Source organism: Elioraea sp. (assembly GCF_051860475.1).
GTDB lineage: Bacteria > Pseudomonadota > Alphaproteobacteria > Acetobacterales > Acetobacteraceae > Elioraea.
The window spans coordinates 19385-30700 of sequence record NZ_JBHYDW010000036.1 but is presented as its reverse complement, the minus strand read 5'-3'; the positions used below and the strand labels follow the sequence as shown (position 1 = coordinate 30700).

Genomic DNA, 11316 nt, shown 5'->3' with positions numbered 1-11316 from the left:
GGGGGGGGCCCCCCCGCGTTTTGGGGGTGGCGCTGTTTGTTGGGCGGCGGTGGGGGGCGCCGCCCCCATCGGGGGGGGGCCAATGGCTCCCCGGGCTAGTGTCTTTCCTTGGTCGCACCAAACCGCAGCGCTGGCCACTCCTCGATCGCCCGGTTCAGCTGCCACCGGCTCGGCGCCAGGAACACCGGATCGCCATCGCGATCCTCGGCGATCGCGCTGCGATGCCGCTCGACGAACCGCGCCACCTCCTCGCGCGCGCCGGCGATCCAGCGCGCCGCCTCCGCCGGCGCCGCCTCCAGCGCGATCTTCACGCCGTACTCGGCCATCATCCGGCTCTCCAGCACATCGAGCTGCAACTGCCCGACCACGCCGACGATCCAGTCCGCGCCGATGACAGGGCGCAGCACCTGCACCACGCCCTCCTCGGCGAGATCCTCGAGACCCTTGCGCATCTGCTTCGCCCGAATCGGATCAGCGAGCCGCACCCGGCGCAGAATCTCGGGCGCGAAATCCGGCAGCCCCGTGAAGCGGATCGCCTCGCCCTCGGTCAGCGTCTCGCCCACCCGCAGCGTGCCGTGGTTCGGGATGCCGATGATGTCGCCAGGATAGGCCTCCTCGGCGAGCTCGCGGTCCTGGGCGAAGAAGAAGATCGGGTTCTGGACCGCGAGCGCCCGCCCGGTGCGCGTCGGCGTCAGCCGCATCCCGCGCCGGAACCGCCCGGAACAGAGCCGCACGAAGGCGATCCGGTCGCGATGCTGCGGGTCCATGTTCGCCTGCACCTTGAACACGAAGCCCGTCGTCGCCGGCTCCTCCGGGTCGATCGCACGCGGCTCGGCCGCCTGCGCGCGTGGCCCGGGTGCATGCGCGGCGAGAAAGTCGAGCAGGCTCGCCACGCCGAAACCGCGCAGCGCCGAGCCGAAGAACACCGGCGTCAGATGGCCCTCGCGATACGCCGCGGCGTCGGGGCCCGGACAGGCGGAGAGCGCCAGGTCGGCCTGCTCGGCGAGCGCCGCGCGCGCATGGTCCGGCAGATAGGCGGCAAGCGCAGCATCGTCCGGGCCGGCCATGTCGAGCGCGCGCGCATACCCGGCTGTGCCGTCCTCGCCCGGCAGCAGCAACCGGTTGCCCCGCAGGTCGAAGAGGCCGTGGAACTCGGTACCCATGCCGATCGGCCAGGTCATCGGCGCGGTGTCGAGCGCCAGGCTCGAGGCGATCTCGTCCATCAGCGCGAACGGGTCCTGGCCCTCGCGGTCCACCTTGTTGACGAAGGTCGCGATCGGGATGTCGCGCAGCCGGCAGACCTCGAAAAGCTTGCGGGTCTGGCTCTCGATCCCCTTCGCCGCGTCGATCACCATCACCGCGGAATCCACCGCGGTCAGCGTCCGGTAGGTGTCCTCGCTGAAATCCTGGTGGCCCGGCGTATCGAGCAGGTTGAAGGTGATGCCGTCGCGCTCGAAGGTCATCACCGACGAGGTGACGGAGATCCCGCGCTTCTGCTCGATCTCCATCCAGTCCGAGCGCGCCCGGCGCCGATCGCCGCGCGCCTTCACCTCGCCGGCGAGCCGGATCGCGCCCCCGGCCAGCAGCAGCCGCTCGGTCAGCGTGGTCTTGCCGGCATCCGGATGGGCGATGATCGCGAAGGTGCGGCGCGGGGTCCCAGCCTGCGTGGCAGGCCGGCCCTCGAGGACGGCATCGGTCATGATGGTCGGCACCTTGCCGCAGCATGGCAGGCAATGCCAGCGCGGGGTTTGCGGATCGCCCCTGCGGGGCCAGGATGGCGCGAATGCTCCTCTCCTACGCCGCGTTCGTGCGCGAGCACGCCCGCCCGCTCGGGTTCGGCCTCGCCGCGATGGCGCTCTCGTCCTTCGGCCAGACCTTCTTCATCGCGGTGTTCGGCGCCGAACTCCGCGCCGCCTTCGCGCTCGGCGACGGCGGCTTCGGCACGATCTACGGCATCGCGACCCTCGCCTCGGGGCTGCTGCTGGGCTGGCTTGGGCGGTTCATCGACCGGACCTCGCTCACCCGCTTCGCCCTGATCGTCGGCGCGGGGTTCACGGCGGCCTGTCTGCTGGCCGCCGCCAGCACCGGGGTGGTGATGCTGGGACTCGCGCTGTTCCTGCTGCGGCTGACCGGCCAGGGCCTGATGGTGCATCTGGCGCTCACCACCATGGCCCGGCGCTTCCCGAACGACCGGGGCAAGGCGATGGGCGTGGCGGCACTCGGCCTGCCGGCAGGCGAGGCGCTGCTGCCGATCATCGGCGTGGCCGCGATCGGGCTGGTCGGCTGGCGCGCGACCTGGCTGCTGTGTGCGGCGGTGCTGGCGGGAGCGGTGCCGCTGATGGTGCGGCTGATCGACCGCCCGGCGCCGCCCGCGCCATCGCCGCGCGGAGGAGTCCTGCCGGGTGACCGGCGGTTCTGGCGCGACCGACGCTTCCTGTTCGCCATGCCGGCGATCATGGCGCCGTCCTTCATCACCACCGGCCTGTTCTTCCACCAGGCGAGCCTGGCCCAGGAGAAGGGCTGGAGCCTCGCCTGGATCGCCGCCTGCTTCGTCGGCTTCGCGCTGGCGCGCGCGTGGTCCCTGTTGCAGGCCGGGCCGGTGATCGACCGCATCGGCGCGGTGCGTCTGCTGCCGCTGTTCCTCCTGCCGATGGCAGCAGGGCTGGCGGCGGTCGCGCTGGTGGCGCATCCGCTCGCCGCGATCCCCTATCTGGCGCTGCTCGGCCTGAGCTCCGGCGTGGCGACCACGATCACCACCGCGGTCTGGACCGAGTACTTCGGCTTCGCGCGTCTCGGCGAGATCAGGTCCGTGGTGGTCGCGGCGAACGTGCTCGCTTCCGCGGCCGCGCCGCCGGTCATGGGCTGGCTCGCCGATGCCGGGCTCGGGCTCGCGCCGCAGTCGCTGATCTGGGCCGGATATGCGGTGGCGGCCTCGATCGCGGCGGCCAAGGCGATATAGCGGCTCAGGCCATTCCGAGCGCGCGCTTGTAGAGGTCGAGCAGGCTTTCCTGTTCCTCGACCTCGGCTTGGTCCTGCTTCCTCAGCCGGATGATCTGGCGCAGCACCTTCACGTCGAACCCCGCCGACTTCGCCTCCGCGTAGATGTCCTTGATGTCGCCGGCGAGCGCGCGCCGCTCCTCCTCCAGCCGCTCGATCCGTTCGACCAGGCTGCGCAGCCGGTCGGCGGCGATGCCGTAGGTCTGGTCGTCCGACTTCGGCCTCTCGGCGGCCTTGGCCATGGGGAATGCTCCTTTTCGCCGGGGGCGCGTGGGATAGCGGTGCGGCCCGGTCCGATCAAGGGGTGCTGCGGCCGAGGCCGGACCCGGTTCGTTCCGTCACCCTCACAAGATGGTGGACCGGCGGCCTGCGGCGCGGCACCATCGCAGCGCCACCCAAGGTTGAACCGAGGATCCCCCCGACGATGCGTTCCCTGGCCGTTTCCGCCCTCGCGCTGGCGCTGCTCGCGGGCTGCGAGACCTCACCACCGGTCCTGCCCGAGCCGGACGGCCCTGTGGTGCGCCTCGACCAGGGTTGGGGCGACGCCGAGCGAGACCTGTTCCACTTCACGTCCCAGGGGACCGAGATCATGCCGGCGGCCTGGCTTGCCTCGCTGCGCACCGGCATTCTCGGGGGCCCCCGGCTCATGGACCCGGACACGCTCGCGCCGTTCCGCTTCATCACCGCAGCCGCCTCGCGCAACCCGGCGGTGAACCCCTACGGCTTCCCGGTCGGCTTCGCGGTGCACACGCACGAGGGGCCCGGCGAGACCTATCGCGGCGTGCGCATGGCCGGCTTCACCTGCGCCGCCTGTCACACCGGGCAGATCAACCACAACGGCCGGACGATCGTCATCGAGGGCGGGGCGGCGATGCACGACGCGGTCGCGTTCCAGCGTGCGATGGCGCGCGCGATGATCCTGACCGCGGAGCTGCCCTGGAAGCGCGCGTGCTTCCTGAACGAGGTGCTGGAGCGCGATCCCGACTGGCCGGGCGGGCGGCTCGCGCTCGAGGCGGCGTTCGACCGTGCGGTCGCGCGGATCAGGATCGCGGCCCGCGAGCCCGCGCGCCGGCTCAGTCCGGTCGCGGAAGGGCATGGCAGGCTCGATGCGCTCCAGCGCATCGCCAACCAGCTGCTCGCCGACGACCTCGCCCTGCCGGGCAACGCCCTGCCGATGGATGCGCCGGTCAGCTTCCCGCCGGTGTGGGACATCTGGCGCTTCGACTGGGTGCAATACAACGCCTCCGTGCGCCAGCCGATGGTGCGCAACGTCGGCGAGGCGCTCGGCGTGCGCGCGCGCACCAACTTCATCGACGCCGCCGGCGCGCCGGTGCCGCCGCCCGAGCGCTGGGACAGCTCGGTGCGCGTGCGCGACATCGACCTGATCGAGCGCACGCTCCAGTCGCTCAAGCCGGCGCCCTGGCCGGAGGATGTGCTCGGGCCGATCGACCGGCCGCTTGCGCGCCAGGGGCGTACGCTGTTCGAGCGGCACTGCGCGCGCTGCCACGCCGTGCAGGTGCTGCGCGGGTCGGGCGATCCGCCCGAGTGGCACGTGCCGGTCGTGCCGCTCGAGCGGATCGGCACCGATCCGAACGCCGCGCGCGGCTTCGCCGGCCGCCGCTACGATGCCGCCAAGCTCGGCGCCACCCAGCCGATCACGGGCGTCGAGGCGCTGACCGTGGTGACGCAGCAGGTGAAGGACCGCGCCTACGACCGGCTTACCCCGCCGCTGAGCCCGGCCGAGCGCGCTGCCCTGGACGGGTTCGGGCGCGAGAACCTCGTGCGCGCGCCGTGCGGCTATAAGGCACGCCCGCTGGTCGGCATCTGGGCGACTGCCCCCTTCCTGCACAACGGCTCGGTGCCGACCCTCTGGGACATGCTCAGCCCGGAGCGGCCGGGGCGTTTCGTGGTCGGCGACCGCGCGTTCGATCCCGTGAAGGTCGGTTACCGCACGGACCGGCCCGAGCGCGGCACTTGGCTTGATACCGCCGAGACCGGCAACAGCAACCAGGGCCACTGGTTCCGCGACGGCGAAGGACCCGGAATCATTGGGCCCGCGCTGACCGATGCCGACCGGCGCGCGCTGATCGAGTACCTGAAGTCGGCGACCCATGCCGACTACCCCGTGCGCATGATCGACCGCCCGCGCCCGGTCCCCTGTGCGGATGACCCGACCTGGGCGATGCGCTGACTCAGCGACCGCTTGCGATCTCGCGGAACAGCCGGGCGGGCAGCGTGCCGCCGGTGACGCCGCGCATCGGACCCGCGTCGTCGTTGCCGAGCCAGATGCCGATCAGCAGCCCGTCCACCGCGCCGACGAACCAGGCGTCGCGGAAGTTCTGGGTGGTGCCGGTCTTGCCGGCCACCGCGCGGCCGGGGATCGCGGCCGCACGGCCGGTGCCGTGTTCCACGGCCGTGCGCAGCATCGCCGCCATCGCGGCTGCGCGCTCCTCGGGGATCGCGCGCACCGCACCGGCCTCGCGGCGCCAGATCGTCCGGCCGCGCACCTCGGCGCGGAGCACGCCGTGCGGAACGACCGCGCGTCCGCCGTTGACGAAGGGCGCGTAGGCGGCGACGAGTTCGAGCAGCCCCACCTCGCCGGTGCCGAGCGCAATCGTCGCGTCGCGCGGCTGGTCCGAGACGATGCCGACGCGGCGCGCGGCCGAGATCACGCGTGGGACACCCGCCTCGGCAACGATCTGCGCGGCGATCGTATTGAGCGACTGCGCGAGCGCCTCGGCAAGCGTGACCTGGCCGCGGAACCGCCCGTCGATGTTCTCCGGACGCCAGCCGCCGATGGTGACGGGCTTGTCCTCCAGGACCGTCGTCAGCGTCATGCCGGCCTCGAGCGCGGCGAGCCAGACGAACGGCTTGAACGCGCTGCCGGGTTGCCGGCGCGCCGCGGTGGTACGGTTGAAGCCGCCAGCGCGTGCCTCGCGCCCGCCCACCATCGCGCGTACTGCGCCGGTCTCGGCGTCCAGCGCCACCACCGCGCCCTCGCCTATCCCCAGCCGCCCGCCTTCGGCGGCGAGCAGCGCGGAGAGCCGGTCCTCGGCGCGGGATTGCAGGCGCGGATCGAGCGTGGTGCGCAGCAGCAGATCGGCCCCGTGCTCGATCGGCAGCGCGCCCAGCCGGTCCTGCGCCCAGACGGCGAACCAGCCCGCGCCACGCGGCGGTGCGGGCGCGAAGCCGCGGGCGGCCTCGGCCTCGGCGCGCCGGGCAGAGTCGGCCGAGAGCAGGCCGGCCTGCACCATCGCCCTCAGCACGACGCGACCGCGGGCGATCGCGGCCTCGGGATCTGCGCGCGGATTGAGCCGCGAGGGCGCGCGCGGCAGGCCGGCGATCAGGGCCGCCTGCCAGACCGAGAGCCGGCGCGCCGGTACGCCGAAATACAGCCGCGCGGCAGCGTCCACGCCCCAGGAACCGGCGCCGAGATAGACCCGGTTCAGCCAAACCGACAGGATCTCGTCCTTGGTGAATGTGCGTTCGAGCCAGAGCGTCAACAGCAATTCCTGGCCCTTGCGTCGGAACGACCGCTCCGGTGTCAGGAACAGGTTCTTCGCGACCTGCTGTGTGATGGTTGAGCCGCCCTGCACGACCCGGCCCTCGGCGATGTTGACGGCCGCGGCGCGGGCAAGTCCGAGCGGATCGACGCCCATGTGGCTCCGGAAGCGCCGGTCCTCGATTGCGATCACCGCATCGGCGACGTGGCGCGGCAGGTCGGGAACGCGGACGGTCTCGCCGTAGAGGTCGCCCGAGCGCGCAAGCACCCCGCCCTCGGTATCGAGCAGCGTCACGCCCGGCCGGCGCGTCGCCTCCAGGGCCGCGGCGGGATGGCGCAGGTCCCAGGCCAGCCACGTGACGACACCACCGAGGGTGAGCGCCAGCCACAGCGCCAGCAGCAGGACCCAGCGCCAGACGCGCAAGCGCCGACGCGGGGCGCGCCGGGCCGTCGGCCTGCGCGCGCCGGCGGGCTTGCGCTTCAGAGCGACTCGGGCGGTTCGCGCCATGGTTGTCGCTTAGCATGGGCGAGCCAACCGGGCCGAGCCGATCGTCGGTGCTGCCGGTCGTTCCACCGCCACACGCGCGCAGCCACACGCGCGCAGGCACCCGCGGGGCGCCCGCGGGTGCCTGGCCAGGCGACGCTGCCGCAGAAGGGGCCGACGTAGCCCGGACGCCCGAGCCGACCGCGATCGTGTCGGTGCGCCGGAGGCCTCGGCGTACCGGTCGGGGAGGGAGCCTGGCCGGGTCCCGCGGATGTTCTCTGTTGAAAACGAGTCTAGAGTTTGCGCCCACCCTCGACCTGCTGGCGGATCGCCCGCAGGCTCTCGTTCATCTCGAGCAGGACGAAGAGCACGCCGAAGGTCATCACCGCAAGCACGGCCGCGGCGATCAGGCCGACGATCGCGCCGAGGATGTCGCCGCTGACATAGCCGGCGACGAGACCGACCAACAGGACCAGAACAAGCAGCACCATGCTGCTCTTTTCGAGCACTTCGACGATGAAACGTTTCATGGCCTTATCCTCCCTCGCGTACAGCAGTCATCATGCCAGCACATGCCGGCGTCCGAACTTTTGCCACGCGAAAAGAACGGTGCCAAGCCCGATGCCGATCAGGTCGGTCAACCCTTCCGGAACGATACACATGAGGGCGGCGGCGGCGCATACGAAGCGGAGCGGCAGGGCAAGCCGCCCGCCCATGTAGCCCTCGGTCGCACAGGCGAGCAGCACCACGCCGATGCCGGCGGTGGCAAGCGCCTGGAACACACCGAGCAGCGGTCCTTGCGCAAGCAGCACGGGGTTCAGGTAGAACATGTAGGGCACCAGGAAGGTCGCCATGCCGAACTTGAGCGCCTTCAGGCTGGTGCCCCAGAGACTGCCGCGCGCCAGTCCCGCGGCGGCGAAGGACGCCAAGGCAACCGGCGGCGTGATCGCCGACAGCACCGCGTAGTAGAAGATGAACATGTGGGCAACGAGCGGCTCGACGCCCATGCGGATCAATCCGGGTGCGACCACCGCCGCGGCGATCGCATAGGCCGCCGTCGTGGGCACCCCCATGCCGAGGATCAGCGCGACGATCGCGGCGAAAGTCATCGCGAGCAGCGGCACCGTGCCGCCAAGCTCGAGCAGGATGGTGGCGAACCGCCCGCCGATTCCGGTCAGCCCGATCACGCCCGCGACGATGCCCGCCGTCGCGCAGACCGCAACAAGCTGGAGCGCCTCGCGCGCGCCGCCCGCGAGCGCCTCGCAGATCGCCAGCCAGAGCTGCCAGATGCTCGCGATCAGTGCCGTGAACGGGTTCTCGCGCGCGATGAAGACGCGATGCGCGAGGAACGTCCCGAACATGATGACGATGGTCGCAGCGATGCCGAGCCCCGCGGCGCGGAACGGCGAGTAGCCGGACAGCAGCACGATGATCAGGATCAGGAGCGGCGAGAAGAGATAGGCCCGCAGCATCAGCCGCGCGAGGTTCGGCAGCTCCGAGCGCGGCAGGCCGTGCAGCCCGGCCTTGAGGGCGTGCAGGTCGGCATGGCTGTAGCAGGCGACGTAGTAGAGCACCGCCGGAATGATCCCGGCGATCAGGATCTCCTGGTACGGCACACCCAGCACTTCGGCCATGATGAACGCGCCGGCCCCCATCACCGGGGGGGCGAGCTGGCCTCCGGTGGAGGCGGTGGCCTCGACCGCGCCGGCGGTCTCCGCGTCGTAGCCCGCGCGCTTCATCATCGGGATCGTGAAGGTGCCCGAGGCGACCACATTGGCCACCGAGGACCCAGAGACCGCGCCGAACATCGAGGATGAGACCACGGCCACCTTGGCCGGCCCGCCGCGTGCCCAGCCGACCAGGCCCATCGCAAGGTCGTTGAAGAACTCGCCCGCCTTCGAGGTCTGCAGGAAGGCCGCGAAGGTCACGAACATGATGATGAAGGTGGAGGAGACCGAGGTGGTGATGCCGAAGATGCCCTCGGTGCCGGCGAGGAAGTTCACCGCGTCGCGCCACGGCACGCCGGTGTGATAGAGCGCGCCCGGCAGCCAGGGGCCGGCGAAGATGTAGGTGATGAACACGATCGCAATGATCGGCATCGCGATGCCGGCAGTGCGGCGGGCGAACTCGAGCAGGATCAGCAGCGCCGCCAGACCCACCACGGTGTCGCGCTCGTTCGGGCCCATGAAGGCCCGCATTTCGATCCCGTCAGCATCGAGGGCGAAATGCGTGACGATGCCGATGCAGCAGAGGATCAGCAGCCAGTCGTACCAGGCAACGCGGTCGAGCCGGCTGTTGGTCGAGGCGGCGAACAGGCCGAGGCCCAGGATCGCACCGACATAGACATGCACAGGTCGGCCGATCGTCGGGTCGATCGGGTAGACCAGCAAGACGACCATGTGGAACGCGACGAAGGCGATGCCGAGCCAGCGGAATGCCTGGGCCAGGAAAGGCCCGAGCGTACGCCGGCTCGACGGCACCTCCATGTCGAGGATGCGTTGTGCCTCCTCGGCCTCACCCGCCGGTGTCGTCCTGTCCATCCGCCCCCCGAGGCTCCGCTTCCCCTCGGCCGGTCTGCGCCGGCCATGACCGCACGCATCCCGCCGCAGGCGGGTGCGCGGGGAACAGACTACGGGGGCGGCGCGGTTGAGGGCAACGCGCCGTTTAGGCTGCGCGTCGAATCAGCCGCGCGAACTGGACGATGAGGCGTGCTCGCCCGCCCGCGCGTTCTCGCGCCCAGCCTCCGGCCCGGGCAGGGTGCCCGCGGGCTTCTGCTCGGCTTCGGCCGCCTGGGTCTCGTCCTTGTCGTCCTTGATATTCTGGCGGAAGGACTTGATGCCCTTGGCCAGGTCGCCCATCAGGCCGCTGATCTTGCCGCTGCCGAACAGCAGCAGGATCACGAGCAGCACGACAAGCCAGTGCCAGATGCTGAAGGTACCCATCGCGTGTGCGTCCGTCCCGTGTTGAACCGCGAAAACCGGGACAGCCCGGCCCGGTCCTTATCTGGGGCGGACACTAGCCCAAGGGAAGGCCTTCGCGAAGGGGCAGGTGCGGGGCGTCGTCGCCGCCCCCCTTGTGCAGGGTGGGACCCGCTGTAAACGTGCCGCGACCATGGAGGGATGGCCGAGTGGTCTAAGGCGCTCGCCTGGAAAGCGGGTACACGGGAGACCGTGTCGTGGGTTCGAATCCCACTCCCTCCGCCAGCTCCTATCGGCTTCGCGCTCTCCGCCTGGCCGGGCGGCCCGCTGAGGCGCAAGTTTCCTACGGGTTTGCCGCGTCATCTGTTGACCGGCCTGGCGCGGAGACGCCCGAAAGTCGCTCTCCGTTGGGTCGTCCTCTCCGAACCTGTTGACTTGTCTGATTCAGTACGGTGACCCTGCCCCCTTGGATGCCCCCGCGCTGAGCTAGAGTCCGTCGAAGGGAGATGGATGAAGGGTAGCGTCCGCGGAGGTGGTGGAGATTCCGGCGTTGTCCGGGGTGTAGGTTCGCGGTGGTCATCGGCCTGGCGGTTTGGGGTGGAGTTGCGACGCTGGCACCACTGACCGACCGAGGAACCGATGACCGAGGAGAGACTGCCACTGGCCGAACTGCTTGCGAAAGCGGGCGACGGCGATTTCCTGCGCAGCGTTGCCGAGGCGGTGCTGCAGCTGCTGATGGAGGTCGACGTGGAAGGCCTGATCGGCGCCGGCCGCTACGAGCGCAGCGGCGAGCGGCTGAACTGGCGCAACGGCTACCGGGACCGCACGCTCGATACCCGGCTTGGGGCGATGCAGCTGCGCATCCCGAAGCTGCGGCAGGGCTCCTACTTCCCGCCCTTCCTGGAGCCGCGCAAGACCTCGGAGAAGGCCCTGGTGACGGTGATCCAGGAAGCCTGGATCGGCGGCGTCTCGACCCGGCGGGTGGACGATCTGGTGCAGGCGATGGGCCTGACGGGGATCTCGAAGTCGACGGTCTCGAAGCTCTGCAAGGAGATCGACGAGCGGGTCTCAGCGTTCCTGGAGCGGCCGCTCTCCGGCGACTGGCCCTACCTCTGGCTGGACGCGACCTATCTGCGCCAGCGCGAGGGCGGCCGTGTGGTCTCGGTCGCCGCGATAGTGGCGGTCGCGTGCGACGCCGAAGGGCGGCGGCAGATCGTTGGGCTGCACATCGGCCCGTCGGAGGCGGAGACGTTCTGGGCCAGCTTCCTCAAGAGCCTGGTCAAGCGCGGCCTGCGCGGCGTGAAGCTGGTCGTCTCCGACGCGCATGAGGGGTTGAAGAGCGCGATCGCCCGCATTTTCGGTGGGACGTGGCAACGGTGTCGCGTGGGGCTGTTGAAAAACCCGCTGGCCTCTGA

The 11316-nt window shown here is 70.9% G+C and carries 8 protein-coding genes, 1 tRNA gene and 1 pseudogene; 4 read left to right on the top strand and 6 right to left on the bottom strand.

The features are described 5' to 3' along the window. Nucleotides 1–95: 95 nt before the first annotated feature. Nucleotides 96–1700 (bottom strand): peptide chain release factor 3, encoded by a 1605-nt coding sequence (locus ACTIFU_RS09025; RefSeq protein ID WP_439577970.1) that lies wholly within the window; start codon nucleotides 1698–1700, stop codon nucleotides 96–98. A gap of 83 nt (nucleotides 1701–1783) precedes the next feature. Between ACTIFU_RS09025 and ACTIFU_RS09020 the strand changes: the two genes are divergently transcribed. Then, the gene (locus ACTIFU_RS09020) at nucleotides 1784–2959 is read left to right on the top strand and encodes an MFS transporter (RefSeq protein ID WP_439577969.1); all 1176 of its coding nucleotides are present in this window, start codon (nucleotides 1784–1786) and stop codon (nucleotides 2957–2959) included. Between the two features lie 4 nt (nucleotides 2960–2963). Here the strand turns inward: ACTIFU_RS09020 and ACTIFU_RS09015 are convergent, their stop codons facing one another. Continuing rightward, on the bottom strand, nucleotides 2964–3239 hold the full coding sequence (locus ACTIFU_RS09015) for a DUF2312 domain-containing protein (protein WP_439577968.1): 276 nt from the start codon (nucleotides 3237–3239) through the stop codon (nucleotides 2964–2966). A 182-nt stretch (nucleotides 3240–3421) separates the two neighbouring features. Between ACTIFU_RS09015 and ACTIFU_RS09010 the strand changes: the two genes are divergently transcribed. Beyond that, the gene (locus ACTIFU_RS09010) at nucleotides 3422–5188 is read left to right on the top strand and encodes a di-heme-cytochrome C peroxidase (protein WP_439577967.1); all 1767 of its coding nucleotides are present in this window, start codon (nucleotides 3422–3424) and stop codon (nucleotides 5186–5188) included. Between the two features lies 1 nt (nucleotide 5189). Here the strand turns inward: ACTIFU_RS09010 and ACTIFU_RS09005 are convergent, their stop codons facing one another. From ACTIFU_RS09005 to ACTIFU_RS08990, 4 genes are all read right to left on the bottom strand, one after another. Further along, nucleotides 5190–7007 carry a transglycosylase domain-containing protein gene (locus ACTIFU_RS09005; RefSeq protein ID WP_439577966.1) on the bottom strand — a complete coding sequence of 606 codons (1818 nt, stop codon included), beginning with the start codon at nucleotides 7005–7007 and terminating at the stop codon, nucleotides 5190–5192. A 269-nt stretch (nucleotides 7008–7276) separates the two neighbouring features. Next, entirely contained in the window at nucleotides 7277–7513 is a 237-nt protein-coding gene (locus ACTIFU_RS09000) for a hypothetical protein (protein WP_439577965.1), read from the bottom strand. 30 nt (nucleotides 7514–7543) lie between these two features. Beyond that, nucleotides 7544–9523, bottom strand: coding sequence for a TRAP transporter permease (locus tag ACTIFU_RS08995; RefSeq protein ID WP_439577964.1), 1980 nt, complete (start codon nucleotides 9521–9523; stop codon nucleotides 7544–7546). A gap of 141 nt (nucleotides 9524–9664) precedes the next feature. Next, nucleotides 9665–9925 carry a twin-arginine translocase TatA/TatE family subunit gene (locus ACTIFU_RS08990; RefSeq protein WP_439577963.1) on the bottom strand — a complete coding sequence of 87 codons (261 nt, stop codon included), beginning with the start codon at nucleotides 9923–9925 and terminating at the stop codon, nucleotides 9665–9667. Between the two features lie 171 nt (nucleotides 9926–10096). Between ACTIFU_RS08990 and ACTIFU_RS08985 the strand changes: the two genes are divergently transcribed. Continuing rightward, a tRNA-Ser gene (locus tag ACTIFU_RS08985) sits at nucleotides 10097–10186 on the top strand. A gap of 354 nt (nucleotides 10187–10540) precedes the next feature. Beyond that, nucleotides 10541–11311 (top strand): annotated as a pseudogene (locus ACTIFU_RS08980) (IS256 family transposase); the annotation flags it as partial. Nucleotides 11312–11316: the final 5 nt, after the last annotated feature.

Bases quoted from the DNA above. Each gene is read 5' to 3' on its own strand.
- ACTIFU_RS09010 (WP_439577967.1), top strand. From the start codon at position 3,422: ATGCGTTCCCTGGCCGTTTCCGCCCTCGCGCTGGCGCTGCTCGCGGGC.
- ACTIFU_RS09005 (WP_439577966.1), bottom strand. From the start codon at position 7,007: ATGGCGCGAACCGCCCGAGTCGCTCTGAAGCGCAAGCCCGCCGGCGCG.
- ACTIFU_RS09015 (WP_439577968.1), bottom strand. From the start codon at position 3,239: ATGGCCAAGGCCGCCGAGAGGCCGAAGTCGGACGACCAGACCTACGGC.
- ACTIFU_RS08995 (WP_439577964.1), bottom strand. From the start codon at position 9,523: ATGGACAGGACGACACCGGCGGGTGAGGCCGAGGAGGCACAACGCATC.
- ACTIFU_RS09020 (WP_439577969.1), top strand. From the start codon at position 1,784: ATGCTCCTCTCCTACGCCGCGTTCGTGCGCGAGCACGCCCGCCCGCTC.
- ACTIFU_RS08990 (WP_439577963.1), bottom strand. From the start codon at position 9,925: ATGGGTACCTTCAGCATCTGGCACTGGCTTGTCGTGCTGCTCGTGATC.
- ACTIFU_RS09000 (WP_439577965.1), bottom strand. From the start codon at position 7,513: ATGAAACGTTTCATCGTCGAAGTGCTCGAAAAGAGCAGCATGGTGCTG.
- ACTIFU_RS09025 (WP_439577970.1), bottom strand. From the start codon at position 1,700: ATGACCGATGCCGTCCTCGAGGGCCGGCCTGCCACGCAGGCTGGGACC.